Here is a 21,311-nt window from a genome sequence, read left to right on the forward strand (position 1 = left end):
CTTCTGCTGACGTTGTCCACGCCCCTCCAGGAGCGCGATAACCGGCTATTGTAGCCATGAAAGCGAACCGCCCGCAAGCCAGTTGCGACGACCGCCGGGTGCCTCCCGGCCCGGTTCCTATAATTCAGGCCATCTGCCGCCGCGATGAGCACTGCCGCACCCTCCACCGTCAACGGGCCCGCCGATGCGGACCTGATCGCGGAGGACATGGCGATCGTCGACGGCGTGATCCGCGAACGGCTGCGCTCCGACGTCGCACTGGTCAACCAGATCGGGCATTACATCATCGGCGCCGGTGGCAAGCGCATCCGACCCCGGCTGCTGCTGCTGTTCGCGCGCGCGCTCGGCTTCCACGGCCCCGAGCGGCACACGCTGGCCGCGGTCGTCGAGTTCATCCACACCGCGACGCTGCTGCACGACGACGTCGTCGACGAGTCGTCCATGCGCCGCGGGCGCGCGACCGCCAACGAGATGTTCGGCAACGCAGCCAGCGTGCTGGTGGGCGACTTCCTGTACTCGCGCGCGTTCCAGATGATGGTGTCGGTCAACCGCATGCGCGTGCTCGACGTGCTCGCCGACGCCACCAACGTGATCGCCGAAGGCGAAGTGCTGCAGCTGATGAACATGCACGACCCGGACCTCGCGGTCGACGAATACCTGCGCGTGATCCGGTTCAAGACGGCCAAGCTGTTCGAAGCGAGCGCGCGCCTCGGCGCCGTGCTCGCCGAGGCCCCTGCACAGGTCGAGGACCAATGCGCCGCCTACGGGCGCGCGCTCGGCACGGCGTTCCAGCTCGTCGACGACCTCCTCGACTATGACGGCGACCCGCGTGCGCTCGGCAAGAACGTCGGCGACGACCTGCGCGAGGGCAAGCCCACGCTGCCGCTGCTGGTGGCGATGGAGCGCGCGACCGACGACGACCGCGCCCTGATCCGCGGCGCCATCGAACGCGGCGAGGTCGAGCGCCTCGACGATATCGTGCGCATCGTGCGTCAGACGGGTGCCGTCGAAGCCACGCGAGACGTGGCCCGCCGCGAGGCACGAGCCGCCGCCGACTGCTTGCGGGTCCTGCCGCCGTCGCCAGAGCGCGAAGCTTTGCTAGAATACACGGCTCGCTCGGTCGATCGCTCTTCTTGACGGAGAGTCGATTGCGGATGGCGAGAGCGAGCCGGCCGCAATGGTGGCAGGCGCGACTCGGGGTGTAGCTTAGCCTGGTAGAGCGCTACGTTCGGGACGTAGAGGCCGGAGGTTCGAATCCTCTCACCCCGACCAGGAATTCCAACCATGTCGAGGGTCGCACGTTGCGGCCCTTTTCATTTGGAATCAAGCACTTAGAGCAGCATCGCGCGACCTCGCCGCCGCCTGCGGCGGCACCTGCAACGTCCGCGCCAACCCCGGAAACGGGGCCCGTTGCTCCAATCTTGCTCCAAATCCGGCGGTGCAGCGGCTTCGCCTGCCTTCGGCGCGCTTCGCCCGGCTGCCCGCGGCTTCTCCCGCCTTCGATCGCGGCGGATAAAACGTGAGGTCTAGACGGGGCTTCGTCCACCACACGGAGTCCGTCATGGCCGACATCACCAACCGCAGCCCCTTCATCGTCACCGTCGAGCGCCGACCCGAGCTCGCACGCCGATTCCCGTTCAGCCCGCGCGGGCAGTCCCGACTGCGCGAGTACGTCGAGGACCTGCGCCGCCGCGGCTTCAAGCCCAAGGTGGCGCAGGGCGCCGACCGCTGGCAGCTGCGCGTGCGCCACGTGGGGCGCCCGCAGCAGATAGAGACGTTCGGCTCGCTGGCCGACGCCGAGGCGCGGCTCGCGCAAATCGAGGCCGACGCGGCGCGCGGGCTCATGCGCGACTACGCCCGCGCGTCCACCGTGACCGTCGCTCAGCTCATCGCGCGCTACATCCGCGAGGAATGCCCGCGCATGAAAGGCGGCGACACCTACTCGACCATCCTGCGCGCGATGCTCGAAGACAGCCGCCACGAACTCGAGCTGCGCATCGCGCAGCGCAAGGCCGAGGCGCGCGAGCACGGTGTGGCCAAGACGAAGCTGTGCGCCAACCGCATCCCGATGGCGAATCTGGAATGGCTGAACCTGCCGCTGTCGCAGGTGCGCGCGACCGACATCGAGGATTTCGTCGAGGAGCGGCTGCAGCACGTGCAGCCCGCCACCGTGGATCGCCAGCTCGACCTGCTCGCCGCGGTGTTCAAGGTCGCGACGACGACCTGGGGCTACTACCTCGACGTCAACCCGATGACGCACGTGCGCCGCCCGCGCTACTTCAACGAGCGCAACCGGCGGCTCACCCACGACGAGGAGGCGCGCCTCATCGAAGCCGCGCGCGAGCTCGACGCGCAGCGCTCGTACGAGCAGCACGTCAAGGCGCTCGCCGCAAGCGAAGTCCAGGCCGGCAGGCAGGCGCCCACGCACTACGCGCGCGTCAAGGCCGTCAAGGCGAGCTATGCCGCCGCGCGCGCCCACGCGCTGCAGCACGGCTACCAGCACGTCCCGCTGTTCGAGGCGTTCCTGCAGTTCCAGCTCGCCACCGCCGCGCGCCGTGGCGAGACGCTCGGGCTGCTGTGGTCGAACATCAACCTGGACGCCCAAACCGCCTGGCTGCCGACGACCAAGAACGGGCGCGGCCGGCATCTGGCGGTGCGCCGAGACATCCTCGAGCAGCTGCAGGCGCTGCCGCGCACCTCGCAGCGCGTGTTCGACCTCGGCGTCAAGGAGCTCGCCAACGGCTGGGCAAGGATGTGCGAAATCGCCGGCATCGAGGACCTGCGCATCCACGACCTGCGTCACGAGGCCATCAGCCGCGCCGCCGAATCGGGGATGTTCACCACCGTGCTCGACCTGCAGGCGTTCTCCGGGCACCGCGACACACGCTCGCTCACGCGCTACACGCACCTGTGCGCCACGAGCATCGCGCGCACCCTCGAGCGCGCCGAGGCGCAGCGCCTGGCCACCCACAAGGGCCGCCAGCGCCTGAGCACGAACGCGATGCCACTGGTCCTCGCCACGGCCGGCGGTGCGACAGAAGGCTTCGAGGACGACACGCAGGCCGACCCACCGTCGAACGTCGTCGCCTTTCCGCGTCGCGGCAGCGCGCCGCGGGTTTCGAGCTGAGCAAGACGAGGAGGGCCACTTCCCCGGCTCGGGCAGTGGTCCAACCGGCGCCGAACGCCGCTGCCATCGTCGTCGCGGCGCACCCGCAGCGCGCCGCGGCGATCGCCTTTCACCCTAGATCCGGCAGTTACCCCGCCGCCGGTAGTCCTGCCACGGGTCTTGGCGGGCCGATGATCGGGGCGATCCGGTCGCTGATGTAGCGCAGCAGGCAGCCCCAGCGGTCGAGGTCCTTGAACTGCTGCGCAGTGGCCCGAACGTGACGTAACGCCGCGCCAACATTGGCGATCAGCCGCTTGAGCACGTCGGGCCTGCCGTGCAGCGGCGTCAGGTACAGGGTGGTCTGGTTGGCGTGGCTGGCGGCCTTGCCCACCGCGGCGAGCAGCAGGGGGCGGCTGGTGATGGCCTCCAGCCGGCCGGTGGGGTGCGCCGCGCGGCAGTACCAGCTCCACCAGTTGTAGACCAGCGCACAGGCCCGGGCGACCGTCTGGCAGCGGTTGATGTCCTGCGTCGTGAAGCCGCCCAGCCTTGCAGGCCGCGCCGGGCCGTAGGCCCGGCCCCTCGCCAGGCACGAACAGTCCCCCGGACTGTTCGTGTCCAGGCTCGGCCCCACTGGTTCTTCAGCTCGTCGAAGGCGTTCTCGGCATCCGCGCGGTCGCGGTACAGCTGCGCAATGGCCTGCAGCGGGTAGGCCACATCGGTGACCAGCACCGCGTACTCCCACAGCCGCTCGCCCTCGTGCACGCTGGGGCCCGCCAGGTCCAGCCGCAGCTGCTTGCCGTCCATGCGCCGCTCGCGCGCGATGCCGCCGCGAATGCGCTGGCGCACGATGACGACGCGGCGCTTCTGGCTCCAGCCGTGCAGCTGCAACTGCCCCTCGACCATCTGGCAGCCCTGGCTGTCGGGGCGGCTCCAGTGTTGCCGGGCGAACTGCTGCGCCACCAGGCGCTGCACGTTCTTCGTCTGCCGCAGCCGCAGCAGGTAGGGCTGCTTGCGCGCTTCCAGCGCCAGCAGGATGCCCTCGTTGCCGTAGCCCGAGTCGCCGCGTACCAGCGCCGGGCGCTTGTCCCCGAGCTCATCCAGCAGTCGACCCAACGCCGTCTTGGCATGTACGCTGGTGTGCCGCTTGCCCGAGCTCACCTGCACGTCCAGCACCAGGCGCAGGTTGGCCACCAGGAAGGTGTGCAGCACATGGCTGGGCCGCATGGGCTTGGTCGGGTTGTAGCCAATCTCCGCGCCTTCCTGCCGCCCATACGGCGGCTTGATGCTGGCGTCGATGTCCAGCACCCAGGGCCGATCCAGCGCCTCGCGCACCGAGTGCTGCAGGCTCGGGCGCAGCCACGCCGCACTCGCCGTCTCGTCGATGCGCTCCAACGCGCGGCGCAGCGCGTCTTCGCTGACGACCTTGTTCATCCCCAAGGCCTGCGCGGCCACCGAGTCGCCGCGCAGCGCGGTGATGTGCGCGTTAGCGCCGGTGTCCGGCCAGCAGCCCGAGCATCAGCGTGGCCAGCACGTCGCGCTTGTCCGGGGCGTTGCCGCTGCGGTACTCGAGCGGGCAGCTCGCGACCCAACGGTCGAACACGCCGGTGGCGGCCAGGAACTCGGGCGAAGAACACCAACTGGCCGTGCGGCGTGGCCGCCGCGCCCTCGTCCCAGCGCACGTGTATGCCGCGGCTCAGCCGCTGCGGTGGTGGTTCGTCAGCTCGTGCAGCATCTCGAGCAGCAGGCGCGTCTTTTCGGCACCGAGCGCCTCGACCAGCACGTCACCAGCCCTGGCGCTTCGTTTCTCGGCACGTACGAGCAGCAACCGCCCCGCGTCTTCGAGGCTGAGCACCGTCTTGCGCTTGTCCAGCGGGTCCTCGCTGGCGCGCACCAGCGCGCGCTCTCGCAGCGACTTGACGACGACCGAGGTGGTCGACCGGTCGAGCGCGATCAGCCGGCCGAGTTCGTTCTGGCTGACCGAACCGCGCTGGCGCAAGGCAAACAGCGCTGCGTACTGGGAAGGCGTGAGTTCGAGATCGGCACAGGCATCGACGAACGCGGCCGACATGATCTGGTGCGCACGCCGGATCAAATACTCCGGGCTCGCGTACAGACCAGTGGCGGGCAAATTCGTGGCGGTACGCGGGTCGGGCTTGGCACCGGTCTGAAGAGTGCCTGCGACCACCGAGTTCGACAAAGGCATTAACCGCACCCCTTCCGCTTGAGCCAAAGCAATGTACGGGATTCGTTTGTTTTCTAACAAACGTGGCGTTCATTCCCTCACAATGCCATCGGTTTCGTTCCGGTGTCGAGGCGCTCACCCCATGCCCACCATGCCCCCTGCCCACATCGTGGTCGTCGACGATGACGCGGCTTCGGCCGCGGCCACAGCCAAGCTGCTGGCCAGGCTCGGCTGCAACGCGCGTACCTGCGACGATCCGGCGCAGGCGGTGGCGGTGGCTCTGGATGGCAGCATCGACCTCGTCTGCTTGGATCTCGGCATGCCTACGCTCGACGGTTTCGAGGTGCTGCTGCTGATCCGGTCGCACGAGAAAACCCGCCGCGTGCCCAGCGTGCCGGTCATCACGATCACCGGACGTGTCGCCGCCGCCGACAAGGCGCGAGCGCTGGCGTCCGGTTTCGCATCGCACCTGGACAAGCCCGTGCGGCTCGACGCGCTCAAACATGCCATCGGCCGGGCACTGACCCTGCGCGACCCGCTGCACCGCACCCGCTACAGCGTCGACAGCGCTGCCTTGCGTGCCCGTGTCGACGGGTTGTGCGCCGACGGCGAACGGCTCGGTGTCGTCGCTGGGCTGGCTGCCGCGGTCGAGCAGCAGGGCGAATCGATGCTGCACGAGGCGCTGCTGGCCGCATACGGCGGCCAGACCGCCGAAGCCGTTGCGACGGCTGCACGACTGGCGACCTTCGCCGGCAGCATCGGCGCGCGGCAACTCGCTGCACTCGCGCACGCCTTCGCCGACGCGATGACGCAAGGCGCGCAGGCCTACGAGACCGCCGCCGTCCTCGCCCGCGCCGAGATCGACCGCATCGTCTTCACGTTGCGCGAGCAGGTGCTCGGCTGACCCACCGCGCGGCGACGCGCCAGCGGCGAATTGCGCGGGGCAAGTCACGCTTTTCGCGCTTCAGCGGGCGTTGACAGACGTCGATCATCCGGACTGTCTCGTCCGACGTCGAACAACAAGACGTGGCGCCCAGCCGCACCGCGCCGGCGTGATCGGCGAGGCACACACAGGGAGCACCGCGATGCGCACCAACCTGCCCGTGACCCAGCGCGAGTTTGAGCTGCCGGCCGGGGTCACGCTGCTGTCGACCACCGACCCGACCAGCCACATCACCTATGCCAACGGCGCCTTCATCGAGGTCAGCGGCTTCACGCGCGACGAGCTCATGGGGCAGCCGCACAACCTGGTGCGCCATCCGGACATGCCTCCCGAAGCGTTCGCCGACATGTGGCGCACGATCAAGTCCGGTCTGCCCTGGTCGGCACTGGTCAAGAACCGGCGCAAGAACGGCGACCACTACTGGGTGCGCGCCAATGCGACTGCGATACGTCGCCAAGGCACCGTGGTGGGCTTCCTGTCGGTGCGCACCTCGGCGAGCCCAGCCGAAATCGCCGCCGCCGAGAAGCTGTATGCGGACTTCCGTGCGGGGCGCGCCAAAACGCTGGCCTTTCACCGCGGCGTCATCGTGCACCGTGGTCCTTGGGCCTGGCTGTCGGTGGGCAAGCGCATGCCCTTGGCCGTGCGGTTGGCCTTGGGCATCGCGCTGGCAGGGGTGCCACCGCTGGCCAGTGTCGGGCTGGCCGCGGCGGGCCTGGCGCCCGCGTGGCTCACACTGGCCGCGCTCGTCGGCGGCACGCTGGCGGGCTACGCCTGGCTCCACGCCAGCGTCGTGCGTCCGCTGCAGCGCGTTTTGCAGCAGGCCTTGGCGGTGGCGACCGGCCAGGCCATCGAACCCGTCGTGCTCGACCGCGTCGACGAGGTCGGCCTGTTGATGCGTGCCGTCAACCAGGCGGGGCTCAATCTGCGCGCCCTTGTCGACGACGTCGCGCAGCAGGTCGGCGGCGTGCAGACGGCCAGCAGCGAGATCGCCTCCGGCAGCCAGGACCTGAGCGCGCGCACCGAGCAAGCTGCATCGAGCCTGCAGCAGACCGCCGCAGCGATGCAGCAGCTGACGCAGACGATCCAGCAGAACGCGGCATCGGCGCGCGAAGTCAGCAGCCTGTCCGAACAGGCCCGGGCCGTGGCGCAGGACGGCGGAGCGGCGATGCGTGGCGTCGTCGACCAGATGCAGCACATCAGCGCGGCGAGTCAGAAGATCGCCGACATCGTCGGGCTGATCGACAGCATCGCATTCCAGACCAACATCCTCGCGCTGAATGCTGCCGTCGAGGCGGCACGCGCTGGCGAGCAGGGCCGTGGCTTCGCCGTCGTCGCGTCGGAGGTGCGTACACTGGCACGGCGCTCGGCCGACGCCGCCAAGGAGATCAAGTCGCTGATCGACATGTCGGTCGAGACGATACGCGCCGGCGGCGCGAGCGTCGAACATGCCGGCCGCACGATCGAACAAGTCGTCGCGCAGGTCGACAAGGTGGGTGCGCTGATCGCCGAGATCACCGCGGTGTCCACCGAGCAGGCGTCGGGCGTCGCGCAGGTGCATACCGCGGTCACGAGTCTCGACGACGCGACGCAGCAAAACGCCGCCCTCGTCGAACAGAGTGCTGCCGCCGCAGAATCGCTGCGCCAGCAAGCCGGACGTCTGGCCGAAGCCATCGGCGTGTACCGCGCCCGCTGAAGGCGCAGGGATTCCCCGGGGGCGGCGTGGATCTGTGCCCCAGTCGTATTACGTATGATGAGTGGCGGCTCGCCGCGGCCACCTGCGGCAATCGCTGCCAACGCATGCCAGACACTGCCCCCTGCTTGACGCAGCGCGCGAACGAGACGCGCCGGCTTCCGATCCGTGCGCTCGTCGTCGGTCCCGGCTCGGCACTGGCCGAAGCCATCGACGGCTGCTGCTGCGCACTCGAAATGCAGTTGCGGGCGCTGACCGACGTCGATGCCGCCTGCCGAGTGCTGGCGCGTGGCGAAGCCGAACTGCTGCTGCTCGATGCCGCGCTGGGCGACACGGCGCTCGTTGCGCTGGTGCACCGCGTGCGCACCGAACTGTGCATCGACGGCGTGCCGATCGTCGTCGGCGGCGACGCGCGCCGGTTGCGTGCGGTGCTGCACGAACGTGCGCCCGGCTTGGTCGACCGCGTGCTCGACGTGCCCTTCGAACACGACGAATTGCGTGAGTGTTTGGCCGCCTGCCGCCGCATCGTCGCGCTACAGCGCGGCTGGCACGCTGCGCTCGACCACGTCAGCGAAGCCGTCATCGTCGTCGACGAGGTCGGGCGCATCCACACCTTCAACGCTGCCGCGCAGCAGCTGTTTCAGTGGAGCACCGACGAGCTGCGTGGCCGGCACCTGCGCCAGCTGATGCCGACGCCGCATCGCGAACGCCACGATGTCTACCTCCAGCGCTACCTCGACGGTGGCGAGCCGCGGGTGATCGGGCGCGGCCGCGTCGAGGAGGGACTGCGCCGCGACGGCAGCCGGTTCTTGATGCATCTGAACGTCGACGACATCAGCGACTCGATCGGCGTGCGCTTCATCGGCGTGATTCGTGACCTGACCTCCGAGCGCGAGCGCGACGAACTGCGCGAGCGCGCACTCCACGACCCCCTGACCTCGCTGCCCAACCGCGCTCATGCGCTGCTGCGCCTGCATCAGGCCTGCGGCAGCGCCGCGGCGCACGGACCGCCGTTCGCGCTGCTGTACCTCGATCTCGACCGCTTCAAACCAGTCAACGACACGCTTGGTCACCCGGCCGGCGATGCCGTACTCGTCGCAGTCGCGCAGCGGCTGCGCCGTGCACTGCCGGCCGATGACTTCGTCGCGCGGCTCGGTGGCGACGAGTTCCTGGTGCTGCTGATCGGCGTCGACGCACCCGCGCAGGCACGGGCCGCGGCCGATCGCCTGCGCGCGGCATTGGCCCAGCCGGTGGTCGTCGACGGCCACGCCGTGACGGTCGACGCGAGCGTGGGCGTGGCCCTGTGGAGTGCCGACGGACGCGATGCCGACGCACTGCTCGCCGCCGCCGACCGCGCGATGTACCGCGTCAAACGCGCGACCGCAGACGCGCGCCGCCGCGATGCCTGACTCCGCGCACTTTCCGCGCGTCGGCGTCGCCGTCGCCGACGACGCGCTGCGCACCCAACTGCCGCGCTGGCTGTTCGACGAGCGCATGCGCGCCGTCGACGATGTCGACGCCGCAGACCTGACGGCCGTGCTCGTCGACGCAGCCACGTGGCCCGCGCTGCGCGACAGCGCGGCGCACCGCCGCGTGCCGTGGATCGTGCTCGGCGCCGCCGAGGACTGGCAGTGGCGGCTGCAAGCGCTGCGCGACGGGGCAGGACTGTTCGTCGGGGCACCGGTCACGCGTGACGGTGTGCTGCGCGCGCTGCGTGCCGCGGGCGTCGAGCCGGGTGCCATCCCCCCGAAGGTGCTGCTTGCCGGCCCGGACGACACGGCGGGCCGGGTACACGCCGCAGCGCTGCGCGCGGCTGGCTTCGATGTGCACGAGGTGCGCGAGCCGCCCGTACTTTGCGCCGCGATCGCGCGCGCAGAGGTCGACGTCGTCGTCTTGCGCGAGGGCTTGCCGGGGGCGAGTGCGACCGACCTGATGCACCTGCTGCGCGCCGACGCCGCGCACGACGGCGTCATGCTGCTCGCGATCGTCGGCGGGCCGCAGCAAATGCACAGCCTGCCGGCGGGCGCGAGTGTGCTGCTCGAACCGGTCGACGCTCCGGCGCTGTGCGCTGCCGTCGGCGACCGCGCGCTGCGCCGGCGCCGCTGGGTGGCCGCCGGGGCGGCGCTGCAGCGCATGCTCGCGATGCACGAACAAGAGCGATGCGCACTCGACGCCCACGCGCTGGTCAGCGTGACCGACGCACAGGGCCGCATCGTCTACGCGAACGACCACTTCTGCACGACGAGCGGCTACACGCGCGACGAGCTCGTCGGGCGCAACCACCGCATCGTCAAGTCGGGCGTGCACCCACCCGACTTCTACGCCGAGATGTGGCGCACGATCAGTGCCGGGCACGTCTGGCAAGGCGAGCTGTGCAACCGCCGCAAGGACGGGCAGCGGTACTGGGTCACGACGACGATCATGCCGATCCGCGCCGACGACGGCCGCACGCGCCAGTACCTGTCGATTCGCACCGAAATCACGGCTCAGAAGCAGGCGCAGTTCGCACTGGCGCAGCAGCTCGAGCGGCTCGAGCAGATGAGCCGGCTGGCCCGTGTCGGCAGCTGGGCGCTCGACGCCGACACGCAGCGCGTGCACTGGTCCGACGAGACCTACCGCATCCACGGTCTCGCGATCGGCAGCGAGATCGACCTCGACCGCGCGATCGCGCACTACGACGGCAACGATGCGCGCCAGATCGTGCGCAGCAGCGTGCAGGCCGCATTGCGCGACGGGCAGCCGATCGAGTTCGAGCTGCCGCTGCGCACCGCCGACGGCGAACGCCGCTGGGTGCGCGTGATCGGCAAGGCCGAGCGCGAGAACGGGCGCGTCGTGCGGCTGAGTGGCGCGATTCAGGACGTCACCGCGTTCAAGCAAGCGGCACTGGCGCTGCAGGCGGCGCGTGACGAGGCCGATCGCGCCAACCAGGCCAAGAGCGAATTCCTGTCGATGATGAGCCACGAGCTGCGCACGCCGATGAACGCGGTGCTCGGCTTTGGCCAGCTGCTCGAGCTCGACATCCCGGTCGCATCGCCTTCGCACGCGCACGTGCAAGAAATCCTCAGGGGTGGGCGCCACCTGCTCGCGCTGATCGACGACGTGCTCGACCTCGCACGCATCGACAGCGGCCGCCTGGTCCTGTCGCCAGAGCACGTCGGCCTCAGCGAGATCGTGCACGACGTACTGCGGCTGGCACAACCGCTGGCGGCGCGTCGACACATCGGCTTGCGTGTCGACGTCGATGACACGCTCGCCGTCCACGCCGACCGACTGCGGCTGCGCCAGGTGCTGATGAACCTGCTGTCGAATGCGATCAAGTACAACGTCGAGGGTGGCCGCGTCGGCATTCACGCCCGCCGCGGTGAGGCGGGCCACGTGCGCGTCGAGGTCACGGACACGGGCCCTGGCATCCCGCCCGACAGGCAAGGCGAGCTGTTCCAGCCGTTCCAGCGCCTGGGCGCCGAGCGGGGCCCGATCGAGGGTACCGGCATCGGGCTGGCCATCGTGCGCCGCCTCGTTGAGCACATGCACGGCCGCGTCGGCGTCGACAGCGCGCCGGGCCGCGGCAGCACGTTCTGGTTCGAGCTGCCGGGCAGCGACGAGGCCACCAGCGACTCCGGCTGGGGCCACTCGGCACTGGCCACGCTGCCGTCGATGCCCGACCGGCGGGTGCTCTACGTCGACGACAATCCGTCCAACTTGCGGCTGGTCGAGAAGATCTTCGAGCGCTGGCCCGGCATCGCGCTGCTGACGGCGCAGGATCCGGGCGTGGGCCTCGAACTCGCGCTGGCCCACCTTCCCGACCTGATCCTGCTCGACCTGCAGATGGCGCCGCTGAACGGGTTCAAGCTGCTGGCCCGCGTGCGCCAGGAGCCGGGGCTGCGCGCCGTGCCAGTGATCGCGATCACTGCCGATGCGATGCGCCGCACCGTCGAGCAGGTACGCGAGGCCGGCTTCGACGCAATGCTGACGAAACCGTTCGACGTGCGTGCGTTCATCGCCACCGTCGAGCGGGCGCTGCGCCGCGAAGGCGACACCGCCTGATGGACGCCGCGGCCACCGCGACACAGGCGCGCACGCCGCGCATCCTGCTCGTCGACGACGAGCCGGCCAACCTGCGGCTGCTGGTGGCGCCGCTCGAGCGGGAAGGCTACCGGGATCTCGTTGCCATCCAGGATCCGCTCGACGTCGTCGGACGCTACCTCGAGGCCCCGGTCGACCTGATCTTGCTCGACCTGAACATGCCGCGGCTGGACGGCTTCGCGGTGATGGCCCAGCTGAGGTCGCTGCGTGAACCCCTTCTGCCGCCGATTCTCGTGCTCACGGCGCAGCGCGGCCGCGACCACCTGCTGCGCGCGCTCGCCGCCGGTGCGCGCGACTTCGTCAGCAAGCCCTTCGACCGCGCCGAGCTGGTGATGCGCGTGCGCAACCTGCTCGACGCGCACCTCGCCCACCGGCTGCTGCACGAGCGCCAGCAGGTGCTCGCCGAGATGGTGCAGGTGCGCACGCGCGAGCTGCACGACAGCCGGCTCGAGATCCTGCGCCGGCTCGGCCGTGCGGCCGAGTTCCGCGACGAGGAGACGGGCAACCACATCCTGCGCATGAGCCACACCGCTGCGTTACTGGCGCGTGCGGCCGGCTGGAGCGAGGCCGACGCCGAGCTGATGCTCAACGCCGCGCCGATGCACGACGTCGGCAAGATCGGCATCCCCGACCACATCCTGCTCAAGCCCGGCAAGCTCGACGCCGACGAGTGGGCGGTGATGAAGACGCACGCCGAAATCGGCGCGCGCCTGCTCGAAGGCGGCGGCTGCGAGCTGCTCGAGCTCGCGCGCACGATCGCGTGGACGCACCACGAGAAGTGGGACGGCAGCGGCTACCCGCGGGCACTGGCCGGCGAGGCGATCGCCGAGGCGGGGCGCATCTGCGCGCTGGCCGACGTGTTCGACGCGCTGCTGTCGCAACGGCCGTACAAGCCCCGCTGGAGCTTCGACGACGCCGTGGCCTACGTGAAAGCGCAAAGCGGCGCGCACTTCGAGCCGCGGCTGGTCGACTTGTTCGTGCGCCATCTCGACGAGGTCGTCGCGATCCGCGCGCGCTATCCCGACGACGAGCCGGGCTGAGCCCCCGCGCCCGCGACAGCTCAGCCGCCGTCGGCCGTGCCCACCAGCGCGGCGATCACCTGCAGCGTGCGCTGTACGTCCAGCGGCTTGGTCAGGTAGTCGACGAAACCAGCGGCGCGTGCACGCTGCACGTCGGCGGGCATCGCATAGGCGCTGACCGCGACCGCCGGCGCCTGGCAGCCGGCCTCGCGCAGCCATGCGAGCAGGGCGTAGCCGTCGGTGCCGGGCAGCTGGATGTCGAGCAGCACGGCGTCGGGCGGCTCGCGGGCAGCCTCGGCGAGGGCCTCGTCGGCGTCGACGGCGAGCCGCAACCGCAGGCCGGGTTGGCGCTGCAGCAGGCGCTGCATCAGCCGCCGGTTGGCCGCGTTGTCTTCGACGTAGAGCAACGTGGCCGCGCGCGGGGTGGCTGCGGCGGCCTCGCCGGCGGCGGGGTCGTCGGCCGCGGCCGGCGCCTCGGCCGCGGGGGCGGTGGGCAGCCGGACCCAGAACGTGCTGCCCGCGCCGGGGCGACTGTGGACGCCAATCTCGCCGTGCATCAGCTCGACGAGCCGGCGGCTGACCGCCAGGCCGATGCCGGTGCCCTGGATCCCCTTGCGGTCGGCGTCGAGGCGCTCGAACGGCTCGAACAGCCGCTCGGCCTGCGCCGGTGTCAGCCCGGCACCGGTGTCGGACACGCGCAGCTCAAACATGCGCGCGCCGCACAGGCAGCCCACGCTCACGCGTCCGCCGCGGCGGTTGTACTTCACCGCGTTCGACAGCAGATTCAGCAGCACCTGCCGCAGCCGGCCACGGTCGGCCCACGCGTGCGTGCACGACGCCGCCACCTCGTTGGCCAGCGTCAGCTGCGCGCGTGTCGCGGCCGGTGCCACCAGGTGCAGGCACTCCTCGACCAGCGTCCGCAGGTCGACGGCCTGCGGCTGCAAGCGGATGCGTCCGGCCTCGATCGTCGCCAGGTCGAGCATCTCGTTGATCAGCTCGAGCAGGTGCTCACCGGCGCGCAGGATTTCGCCGACGTGGCCCGCGTCCTCGTCGCCGAGCACCGACAGCTCGAGCAGCTGGCCGAAGCCGAGGATCGCGTTGAGCGGCGTGCGCAGCTCGTGGCTCATCCGCGAGAGGAACTCGGTCTTCGCAGCGTTGGCGCGCTCGGCCTCGTCCTTGGCCTGCGCGAGCGCCTGCGTGCGCTGCGCGACGCGCTGCTCGAGCTCGGCGTTCAGCGCCGCCAGCGCCTCCTGGTGCCGCTTCAAGACGCCGATGTCCTGCGTCGCGCCGATGACCAGCACCGGGGTGCCGTCGGCACCGCGCGTGGCCACGCGCCCGCGGTCGAGCAGCCAGACCCAATGGCCATCCCGGTGGCGGAAGCGGTACTCGCTGTCGACTGCCGATGTGTGCCCGCCCAGCAGCGCGTCGTAGTTCGCGCGGCGTGCGTCGCGGTCTTCGGGGTGAATGCGCGCAAGCAACCAGTACAGCAGGTCGCCTTCGACGTCGGCACGCACGTACCCGCCGAGCGCGAGGCAGCGATCGTCGACCGTCAGCTTCGCGGCGGCGGCGTCCCATTGCCAGGTCCCGATGCCGACGGCCTCGGCGATCGACTCCAGCCGCAGCTCGCTGAGCCGGTACTCCGTGACGTCGATGCCGAAGGCGTAGAAGACGTGCCGGTCGGGCGCCGTGACGTCGGGCGTGACGCGGTAGTGGACCCAGTGCTGCCGCTGCCGCCCGTCGGCATGCGTGTAGGTGCGCTCGACGTCCAGGCGCTCGCCTCGCAGCAGCCTTTCGTTGAGTCCACGCAGTTCTGCTTCGATGTGCGGGCCGCGGATCTCGGCCACGGTGCGGCCGATGATGTCCTGCGGTCGCTTCCCGACCTGCGCCGCGAGCGTTTCGTTGACGTAGACGTAGCGCATGTCGTCGTCGGCGGCAGCGATCCAGCCCGGATAGGCGTCGAGGATGACGCGAAGTTGGGCCTCGCTGCGCGCCAGCGCCTCGGCGGCCTGGCGGCGCTCGGAGATGTCCTGCACGGTGCCGTCGGAGCGCAGCGGGCTGCCCGCGGCGTCGAACTCGGAGTCGCCCTGCTCCTCGACCCACTTGATGCGCCCGTCGGGCATGCGCAGCCGGTGCTCGATGCGGTAGGGATGCCGGTTGCGCAGCGACGATTGGTAGGCGTTATCGACGCGCTCGCGGTCGTCGGGATGCACGAGCGACAGGAAGGCTTCGTACGATGGGACGAACTGCGCCGGATCGAGCTCGAAGATGCGAAACACCTCTTCGGACCACTCGAGCGTGCCCGAGCGCAAATCGAGGTGCCACGAACCGACCCGGGCCACGCGCTGCGCCTTGCGCAGACGCGACTCGCTGCGCTCCAGCCGCTGGCGGGTGGCTTCACGCTCGGAGATGTCGACGCCGACGCTCACCAGAAAGCGCCGGCCACCGGCATCGCGAATCACGCGGTTGGTCCACGCAATCATCCGTCGCGAGCCGTCGCGGTGCAGCCACGCGTTGACGTAGGGGATTACCTGGCCTTCGGGAGTTCGAAACATGGCGACGTCCCAGGCCTCGCGGCGCACGGTATCCGCCTCCTCGGCGGGCAGCACCGTGGTCCAGGGGGTTCGGCCCAGCACCTCGCCGGATTGCCAGCCGCTCGCTCGCTCACACTCGGCGTTGAAGCGCACGAAGCGGCCCTGTTCGTCGAGTACGGCCACCAGAACCCCTGCCGCGGCGATGACGGACTCGGAGAACTGTCGCTCGGCGTGCAGTGCCTCGCGCGCAGCGACTTCCTCGCGCCGGTCGAGAAACGTCGCCATCATCGCCAGCGGGGCACCGTCACCGCCGACGACCAGATGCGCGGCGCACCACAGCGGCACCGCGGTGCCGTCGGTGCGGCGTGCGACGAGAGCGCCCTCCCAGCGTTGCTGCGACTGCAGCGCCTGCTGTGCGCGCTGGGCCGCGTGCCCGTCGACCCACAGCGACGCGTCGGTCGCGGCCATGCCGAGCACGCCTTCGGCGGTCTCATGACCCCACAGCGCCAGCCAGGCAGGGTTCACGTAGATCAAGCGCCCTTCCAGGTCGGCCACTGCGGTGGCTGCCAGCGAGCGCTGCAGGATCTGCCACGGCGGCGCCGCCAGTTCGGCCGGCGCCGGTGCGGCGCCACGTGCCGGCGAGATCGACGGGGGTGGGCAGGGTGCCATGGGGGTCGTATCGGCCAGCGAAGAGGCGAATTTAATCCGGCACCCTGGCCGGCGTCGAGCGCATCGACACCGGGCCCGAACGCCCGGTGTGGTGACGCCCGCGCTGGCAGATCGGCGTGAATTGGACACGCATGATGTCGCTGTTCGCGCTCAAGCCGCTCGACGACGTGCCGTAACCTGGGGTTCCTTCGTTCGAATGCGAACGACCGTGCCGGGCGGGATCTGGCGAGTTCGCAGGTGGAGTGCGAGATGACGGGTTCGCTCAAGGTGTCGAGGCGGCTGGGGCTGGGCTTTGGCGGCGTACTGGTTCTGCTGGTCTTGGTGGCAGCCGCGGCGCTGATCGGTGTGCGCACGCTGGGGCACGACATCGGTCTGCTGGTCGAAGACCGCTTTCCAAAAACGGTATGGGCTCACGACGTGATCGAGGAGATCAATACGATCGCGATCGCCATGCGCGACGCCACGCTGGCACGCGACAGCGAGAGTGCGAGGCAGCACGTCGCGGCCATCCAGCGCTCGCGCGCCGCGATCGTCGAACGGCTCGACCGGCTGAAGGAAGGCATCACCTCGGCGCGCGGACGCGAGCTGCTGACGCAGATTGCCGAAGCGCGGACACAGTACATCGGGGGGCAGGATCGTGTGCTCACCCTCGTCGGCGAAGGGCGGCGCGAAGAGGCCGCGAAGTTTCTCGTCGAGGACGTCGCTGCACGGCAGGCCGCATACAAGAAGGCCGTCGACCAACTGATCGCCTACCAGAGCGGCTTGATGGTGCAAGACGGCCAAGCCGCCGAAGCGCATGTGGCAAAGCTCACGGCGCTGGTGCTCGTGCTCAGTGCGGCGGGCGTGCTGATCGCCGGCGTGGCAGCGTTGCTGATCGTGCGCGGCTTGATGCGCGAGCTCGGTGGCGAGCCACGCGACGCGGCCGCAGCCGCGCGGCGCATCGCCGACGGCGATCTCGTCACGCCACTTCCAGTGCGCGCGAGCGACGCGACGAGCCTGTTCGCGTCGATGGCGCAGATGCAGCGGCGGCTCCAGGACGTCGTGGCCACCGTGCGCTCGAATGCCGACAGCGTGGCCACCGCGAGCGCGCAGATCGCGCAGGGCAACGCCGACCTGAGCCAGCGCACCGAAGAGCAGGCCAGCGCGCTGGAAGAAACGGCGGCGTCGATGGAGCAGCTCAACTCGACGGTGTCGCAAAACGCTGAAAACGCGCGCCAGGCCAACCAGCTCGCGCGCGGCGCCACCGACGTCGCGCAGCGCGGCGGCGAGGTCGTCGCCCAGGTGGTCGCGACGATGCGCGGCATCAACGACGGCAGCCGCCGCATCGCCGACATCATCGGCGTGATCGACGGCATCGCCTTCCAGACCAACATCCTGGCGCTCAATGCCGCCGTCGAGGCCGCGCGCGCCGGCGAGGCCGGACGCGGCTTCGCCGTCGTCGCTGGCGAAGTGCGCAACCTCGCGCAGCGCGCCGCGGCCGCGGCCAAGGAGATCAAGACGCTGATCACGGCGAGCGTCGAACAGGTCGAGCAGGGCACCGGGCTCGCTGACCAGGCCGGCGCGACGATGCAGGAAGTGGTCGCAGCGATCCAGCGCGTGAGCGATCTGATGGGCGAGATCAGTGCCGCCAGCCAGGAGCAAAGCGCCGGCGTCGCGCAGGTCGGCGAGGCGGTGAGCCAGATGGATCAGGTGACGCAGCAAAACGCCGCGCTGGTCGAAGAGTCGGCCGCGGCGGCCGAGAGCCTGAAGCATCAAGCCCAGCAGCTGCTGCAAACCGTCTCGGTGTTCAAGGTGGCCGCCACGGGCGCCACCGCGGTGGCGGCGAGCCGCCCGGCCACCGCTTGGGACGGGCGCGAGCGGCGCGGCCCGCAGCGCGCGAAGAACGTCGTGCGACCGCCCTTCGGCCAGGCCACGCGCGCGAAGGACCGTGATGCGAAGCGCCCGGCGGCGAGCGAGCCAGCGCCGGCGAAGGCCGACGCCGCTGCGCCTGCCGTCAGCGCGGCCCAAACAGGCACCGACGACTGGACCAGCTTCTGACGCCGCCGGCACCGACGGAGGACCATGGATGAACGTCTTGCTCGAGCCCCCGCCCGCCGCGACCGCCGGCGCGAACGCCGGCACGCCGCCACCGGCGCCGGCGTTGCGCGCCCAGCGCGGCGAGTACCTCGCGTTTCGCCTCGGCGACGAGGACTACGCGATCGACATCCTGCGCGTGCAGGAGATCCGATCCTACGAAGCCCCGACCCGACTGGCCGGAGCGCCGCCTTGCGTCAGGGGCGTCGTGAACCTGCGCGGCGTGGTCGTGCCCGTCGTCGACCTGCGGATGTGCATGGGCCTGCCCCACACCGGGCCGGCCGCGGGGACGGTCGTCATCGTGCTGATGCTGAAGGAGCGTGTCGTCGGCGCGGTCGTCGACGCCGTCTCCGAGGTGATCGGGCTGCGCGACCAAGACCTCAAGGAAGCGCCTGCGCTGGGATCCAAGGCAGGTGCGGCGTTCATGACCGGCCTGGCCTGCCTGGACGACGCGGGCACCTCACGCACGATCGTCCTGCTCGACATCGAAGCTGTGCTCGGCCTGGTACTGCCATGACGACGAAGCGCGCGCACGGCGGGTGTGCGTCAGGGCCGGCGCGGTCGAACAGCGAAAGAACTCGAGGCCCGGAGGGCCTCGCCTTCAACGTTCTGCGGTGGGGTGGCTGACCCTATTGATTCGGCATTGAACATTTGAACTTGCCAGCGCCGAAGCGTCAGAGCTTGGATGACCGAGATCGACTCTCGAACGCTGACGCTGGCGGCCTTGAACGAGCGGCAGCGCCGCGCGGTGAAGATGAGGCTGCAGGGCGTGAGCCTGAAGGACACGGCGGCGCAGTGCGAGATGTCGCGTACCACGGTGATCGCGGCGGTCAAGGCGTACGAGGCCGGCAGCTGGAAGGCCGTCGAGGTCGAGCGCGATGGCCGGCCCACGGGCAGCGGTCGCACGTTGAGCGCCGAGCACGAGCGCGAGGTGCAGCGCCTGATCCGAGACCGCACGCCGGAACAGCTGAAGATGGTCGGCGCGCTGTGGATACGCCAGGCGGTGGCCGAGTTGATCCGCGATCGTTTCGGGATCGCGTTGCCGATGCGCACGATGGACCCGTACCTGTCGCGCTGGGGCTTCACGCCGCACAAGCCGATGCGCAAGGCCTACGAGCAGTCGCCGACGGCGGTGCAGAGGTGACTCGACGAGCAATACCCCGTGATCGCAGCGTGCGCGAAGGTCGAGGGGGCAGAGATCCACTGGGGCGGCGAGACGGGACTGCGCGGCGACGACGTGCGCGGTCGCAGCTATGCGGCGCAGGGCCAGACGCCGGTGGTGCGGGTGAACAGCAAGCGCCATGGCCTGTCGATCATCTCCACCGTCACCAAGGGCGGCACGATGCGCTGGAAGATTTTCGACGGCGCGCTCGACGCGGACATCCTGATCGACTTCATGAAGCGCCTCATCCGAAACGCAGGACGCAAGGTCTACCTGATCCTGGACAACCTGCGGGTTCATCACGGCATGCCGGTCAAGGCATGGCTTGCGCCGCACAAGGACCAGATCGAGGTGTTCTACCTGCCGGGCTGCAGCCCGGAGTCGAACCCCGGCGAGATGGCCAACGCCGATCTGAAGCAGGCCGTCCGCAAGCTCGCGCCCGCTCGGACCAAGCTGCAACTGGTCATGAGCTGCCCGCCGTTTTTCATCTTCCAGGAGCCGATGGTAAGCATCAAGACCCCCCCGCGTCAGAATTGTTGTCGCCCCGATAGAACCTGGTCTTCGTTGAGTTCCAGGTTCATGTAGATGGTGGTGGGAGGCTGTGGAGCTTGTGGGCGAAGGCCTGCGCGGTGGGCAACGCGACAGCGTTGTCCACGTCGAGCTGGCCGGTCCGCGCAGCGCATCGCCCATAAATCCACAGCCTGCTCGGCCGCCGCATTTCGTAGACCCGGGGACGAGGACAGAGAACGAGTTGGCTCGATACGGGCATTGTCCCGTTCGCTGTTGAACCGTGACCGGTGACGGCCCCTCGGTGAACATGCTACGCGGCCTCGAGGACGGCGCCGTCGTCGTTTGCCGGACGACGGGCATCCAGGGCCTTGAGGAGGGTGCGCATCTGGCCACAGCCGCGCAGCTTGCGCATTCGCGTGGCCGCGTCGCTGAGCGCGCTGGCCACCCAGCGCAGCACCATCTGGCCGTCGCCCCAGCGCTCGACGTTGCGGCAGTAGTGCGCCACCGAGCCGTTCAGGTTCTCGATGGGGTTGGTCGTGCGCAGCGTGCGCCACAGCGCCGCGGTGATGCCCAGTGCCTGCACGGTCAGCGTCTCCTCCCGGCCCTCGCGCAGGCTGGCGGCCGCACCCGGGTGCCTGGCCTGCAGCGACGATGCCAGACGGCCGAGCTGCTTGCGCGCCAGATCGGCGTGCGAGGCCGACCAGGCGTCCTTGAGGGCCCGCTTGACGCCAGCGTGCACAGACGCGCTTCGCCGGGGATGAGGCTCTCGAACTCCATCTGCTCCTCGTCGTCGCCAAACGGCTGCCCGACTGGCACGTCGACGAACAGGCCTCGCGCCATGGCTCGCCGCACCGCATCCCGAGGCTGGGACCGCGGGGCGGCTGGCTCGTCATTCACCTCGTCATCACGGGCGGTCATCTCGGCAACTCCTTTTCGCTCTCCCAACACGGGAGACCAATTTGAATAGTGAGCACTGGGCGGTTGGGGAGCCGGCGCTGCTGCCGCGGGATCCAGTTCGGCCAGCGGCTGCGGTTTCGTCCGATGGGGGGATGCCCATCGGACGACATCACAGCCGCGTCACGCACCGACGAGAAACCGCCTCTGCATTGCGGCCTAGACGTTGCAGGAACTCGTCGCGGGAAGAGCTGGCTTGCCAGCCTTGGCAACACGCATTACCACCTGATTAGCGAGCAACCTCAGCAGGCTCAGTCTTTGAGCCTGTGAGCCAGGAAGATGGCCGCATCCCTACTGGAGGCGCGCCATGCCGATGAACCGAGTGCAGTTTCAAGCCGGACTTTCGATGCCCGAGTTCCTCGAGCGCTACGGAACCGAAGACAAGTGCC

At 69.9% G+C, this 21,311-nt stretch carries 13 protein-coding genes, 1 tRNA gene and 2 pseudogenes; 11 read left to right on the forward strand and 5 right to left on the reverse strand.

The window, feature by feature from the left end:
• Window positions 1-144 precede the first annotated feature (144 nt).
• From ispB to DRV96_RS14460, 3 genes are all read left to right on the forward strand, one after another.
• Complete coding sequence (gene ispB / locus DRV96_RS14450; protein ID WP_119292356.1) at window positions 145-1,137, forward strand: octaprenyl diphosphate synthase; 993 nt, start codon at window positions 145-147, stop codon at window positions 1,135-1,137.
• Between the two features lie 58 nt (window positions 1,138-1,195).
• Window positions 1,196-1,272, forward strand: a tRNA-Pro gene (locus DRV96_RS14455).
• A gap of 289 nt (window positions 1,273-1,561) precedes the next feature.
• Window positions 1,562-3,127: a site-specific integrase gene (locus tag DRV96_RS14460; RefSeq protein WP_119292358.1), complete on the forward strand. Its 1,566-nt coding sequence runs from the start codon at window positions 1,562-1,564 to the stop codon at window positions 3,125-3,127.
• A 127-nt stretch (window positions 3,128-3,254) separates the two neighbouring features.
• Here the strand turns inward: DRV96_RS14460 and DRV96_RS18140 are convergent, their stop codons facing one another.
• The 3 genes from DRV96_RS18140 to DRV96_RS14470 form a co-directional block, all read right to left on the reverse strand.
• Window positions 3,255-3,497: a hypothetical protein gene (locus tag DRV96_RS18140; protein ID WP_162911072.1), complete on the reverse strand. Its 243-nt coding sequence runs from the start codon at window positions 3,495-3,497 to the stop codon at window positions 3,255-3,257.
• Window positions 3,452-4,537 (reverse strand): transposase, encoded by a 1,086-nt coding sequence (locus DRV96_RS14465; protein ID WP_235823420.1) that lies wholly within the window; start codon window positions 4,535-4,537, stop codon window positions 3,452-3,454. The genes DRV96_RS18140 and DRV96_RS14465 overlap by 46 nt, the downstream gene beginning before the upstream one ends.
• Before the next feature lie 262 nt (window positions 4,538-4,799).
• On the reverse strand, window positions 4,800-5,309 hold the full coding sequence (locus DRV96_RS14470; RefSeq protein ID WP_119292362.1) for a MarR family winged helix-turn-helix transcriptional regulator: 510 nt from the start codon (window positions 5,307-5,309) through the stop codon (window positions 4,800-4,802).
• 121 nt (window positions 5,310-5,430) lie between these two features.
• On the opposite strand from DRV96_RS14470, the gene DRV96_RS14475 reads away from it, so the two are divergent.
• The 5 genes from DRV96_RS14475 (at window position 5,431) to DRV96_RS14495 (ending at window position 13,044) form a co-directional block, all read left to right on the forward strand.
• Window positions 5,431-6,192 (forward strand): response regulator, encoded by a 762-nt coding sequence (locus DRV96_RS14475; protein ID WP_162911074.1) that lies wholly within the window; start codon window positions 5,431-5,433, stop codon window positions 6,190-6,192.
• A 181-nt stretch (window positions 6,193-6,373) separates the two neighbouring features.
• Window positions 6,374-7,924, forward strand: coding sequence for a methyl-accepting chemotaxis protein (locus DRV96_RS14480; protein WP_119292386.1), 1,551 nt, complete (start codon window positions 6,374-6,376; stop codon window positions 7,922-7,924).
• Between the two features lie 125 nt (window positions 7,925-8,049).
• Complete coding sequence (locus DRV96_RS14485; RefSeq protein ID WP_162911075.1) at window positions 8,050-9,330, forward strand: GGDEF domain-containing protein; 1,281 nt, start codon at window positions 8,050-8,052, stop codon at window positions 9,328-9,330.
• Entirely contained in the window at window positions 9,323-11,965 is a 2,643-nt protein-coding gene (locus DRV96_RS14490; protein WP_162911076.1) for an ATP-binding protein, read from the forward strand. Before DRV96_RS14485 ends, DRV96_RS14490 begins: the two co-directional genes overlap by 8 nt.
• On the forward strand, window positions 11,965-13,044 hold the full coding sequence (locus tag DRV96_RS14495) for an HD domain-containing phosphohydrolase (protein ID WP_119292370.1): 1,080 nt from the start codon (window positions 11,965-11,967) through the stop codon (window positions 13,042-13,044). Before DRV96_RS14490 ends, DRV96_RS14495 begins: the two co-directional genes overlap by 1 nt.
• A 20-nt stretch (window positions 13,045-13,064) precedes the next feature.
• Here the strand turns inward: DRV96_RS14495 and DRV96_RS14500 are convergent, their stop codons facing one another.
• Complete coding sequence (locus DRV96_RS14500) at window positions 13,065-16,223, reverse strand: hybrid sensor histidine kinase/response regulator (RefSeq protein ID WP_119292372.1); 3,159 nt, start codon at window positions 16,221-16,223, stop codon at window positions 13,065-13,067.
• A gap of 249 nt (window positions 16,224-16,472) precedes the next feature.
• On the opposite strand from DRV96_RS14500, the gene DRV96_RS18760 reads away from it, so the two are divergent.
• The 3 genes and pseudogenes from DRV96_RS18760 to DRV96_RS18615 form a co-directional block, all read left to right on the forward strand.
• Window positions 16,473-18,260, forward strand: a complete 1,788-nt coding sequence (locus DRV96_RS18760; protein WP_119292388.1) for a methyl-accepting chemotaxis protein — start codon at window positions 16,473-16,475, stop codon at window positions 18,258-18,260.
• 28 nt (window positions 18,261-18,288) lie between these two features.
• On the forward strand, window positions 18,289-18,813 hold the full coding sequence (locus DRV96_RS14510; RefSeq protein WP_119292374.1) for a chemotaxis protein CheW: 525 nt from the start codon (window positions 18,289-18,291) through the stop codon (window positions 18,811-18,813).
• Between the two features lie 168 nt (window positions 18,814-18,981).
• Window positions 18,982-19,923: pseudogene (locus DRV96_RS18615) on the forward strand (IS630 family transposase); the annotation flags it as partial.
• A gap of 355 nt (window positions 19,924-20,278) precedes the next feature.
• Here the strand turns inward: DRV96_RS18615 and DRV96_RS14525 are convergent.
• Window positions 20,279-20,704: pseudogene (locus DRV96_RS14525) on the reverse strand (transposase); the annotation flags it as partial.
• Between the last annotated feature and the right edge of the window lie 607 nt (window positions 20,705-21,311).

The organism is Azohydromonas sediminis (genome assembly GCF_003574675.1).
GTDB classification, from domain to species: domain Bacteria; phylum Pseudomonadota; class Gammaproteobacteria; order Burkholderiales; family Burkholderiaceae_C; genus Calidifontimicrobium; species Calidifontimicrobium sediminis.

Coding starts and splice junctions, on each gene's coding strand:
- ispB (WP_119292356.1), top strand. CDS start 145: ATGAGCACTGCCGCACCCTCCACCGTCAACGGGCCCGCCGATGCGGAC.
- DRV96_RS14460 (WP_119292358.1), top strand. CDS start 1,562: ATGGCCGACATCACCAACCGCAGCCCCTTCATCGTCACCGTCGAGCGC.
- DRV96_RS14465 (WP_235823420.1), bottom strand. CDS start 4,537: ATGAACAAGGTCGTCAGCGAAGACGCGCTGCGCCGCGCGTTGGAGCGC.
- DRV96_RS14470 (WP_119292362.1), bottom strand. CDS start 5,309: ATGCCTTTGTCGAACTCGGTGGTCGCAGGCACTCTTCAGACCGGTGCC.
- DRV96_RS14475 (WP_162911074.1), top strand. CDS start 5,431: ATGCCCACCATGCCCCCTGCCCACATCGTGGTCGTCGACGATGACGCG.
- DRV96_RS14480 (WP_119292386.1), top strand. CDS start 6,374: ATGCGCACCAACCTGCCCGTGACCCAGCGCGAGTTTGAGCTGCCGGCC.
- DRV96_RS14490 (WP_162911076.1), top strand. CDS start 9,323: ATGCCTGACTCCGCGCACTTTCCGCGCGTCGGCGTCGCCGTCGCCGAC.
- DRV96_RS14495 (WP_119292370.1), top strand. CDS start 11,965: ATGGACGCCGCGGCCACCGCGACACAGGCGCGCACGCCGCGCATCCTG.
- DRV96_RS14500 (WP_119292372.1), bottom strand. CDS start 16,223: ATGGCACCCTGCCCACCCCCGTCGATCTCGCCGGCACGTGGCGCCGCA.
- DRV96_RS18760 (WP_119292388.1), top strand. CDS start 16,473: ATGACGGGTTCGCTCAAGGTGTCGAGGCGGCTGGGGCTGGGCTTTGGC.
- DRV96_RS14510 (WP_119292374.1), top strand. CDS start 18,289: ATGAACGTCTTGCTCGAGCCCCCGCCCGCCGCGACCGCCGGCGCGAAC.